The 1,117-nt window shown below is 79.2% G+C and carries 1 protein-coding gene; it reads left to right on the top strand.

The features are described 5' to 3' along the window. Positions 1 to 1,117: BTAD domain-containing putative transcriptional regulator (locus ABD308_RS06730; RefSeq protein WP_344328949.1), on the top strand; the 1,117-nt coding region annotated here is incomplete at both ends.

Raw genomic sequence — 1,117 nt, 5'->3', positions numbered from 1 at the left:
CCGCCGCCGGGCAGCCGCCCGCCGCGGCGGCGGAGCTGCGCGAGGCCCTCGCGCTCTGGCGCGGGCCGGTGCTCGACGGACTGCCGGGCCGGTCGATCGCGGCGGGCGCCGTGCCGCTGGACGAACTCCGGCTCACCGCCTGGGAGGACTGCCTCGACCTGGAGGCCGCGCTCGGCCGGCACCGGGAGAGCGTCCCCGAACTCACCACGCTGGTCGCCGACCATCCGCTGCGGGAGCGGTTCGTCGGCCAGCTGATGCGGGCTCTGCACGCCTCCGGGCGCACCGCCGACGCCCTGACCGCGCACCGGCGGTTCACCACCCTGCTCGCGGAGGAGCTGGGCCTCGACCCGAGCCCGGAACTGCGGCGCCTGCACCTGGAGCTGCTCACCACCGAGGCGGCGGGCCGCGAGGAGGCGCCGCGTCCGGTGCGGGGCGGCGGTCCGCCGGGCGGACCGGAGCGCAGCGGAGCCGGCCACGGCGGACGGGACCGTGGCGCACCACCGCGCCCCGCCCAACTACCGCCCCCGACGGCCACGTTCACCGGGCGTGATGCGGAACTCGCCGCCCTCGACGCCTTCGCCGACGCCGCGACCACCGCGCCCGCGGACCCGCCCGCGGACCCGGCGACGAACCAGGCGAGGGACCAGGCCGGCGCCCCCGCCGCCCGGATCTGCGCCGTCTCCGGCAGCGCCGGGATCGGCAAGACCACCCTGGTCGTCCAGTGGGCGCACCGGCGCCGCGCGCACTTCCCCGGCGGCCAGCTCTACGCCGACCTGCACGGCTTCTCCGCCGAACCGCCGCTGCCGCCGCACGCCGTGCTGGCCCGCTTCCTGCGCGCCCTCGGGGTGCCCGGCGAGCAGGTGCCGAGCGTCCCCGAGGAGGCCGCCGCGCTCTACCGCTCGCTGCTGGCCGGCCAGCGGGTGCTGGTCGTGCTGGACAACGCGCGCAGCGCCGAGCAGGTCCGCCCGCTGCTGCCGGGCGCGCCGGAGTGCCTGACGGTGGTCACCAGCCGCTCCGGTCTGGCCGGGCTGACCGCCCGGGACGGCGCCCGCCCGCTGGCCCTCGACCTGATGCCGGCCCGGGACGCCGTCGCGCTGCTCGACCGCGTCATCGGCGG

Origin of the sequence: Kitasatospora putterlickiae, assembly GCF_039527695.1 — a bacterium.
Taxonomy (GTDB): Bacteria; Actinomycetota; Actinomycetes; order Streptomycetales; family Streptomycetaceae; genus Kitasatospora; species Kitasatospora putterlickiae.
The sequence above is the reverse complement of the archived record's forward strand: the minus strand, read 5'-3'. Positions and strand labels throughout refer to the sequence as shown.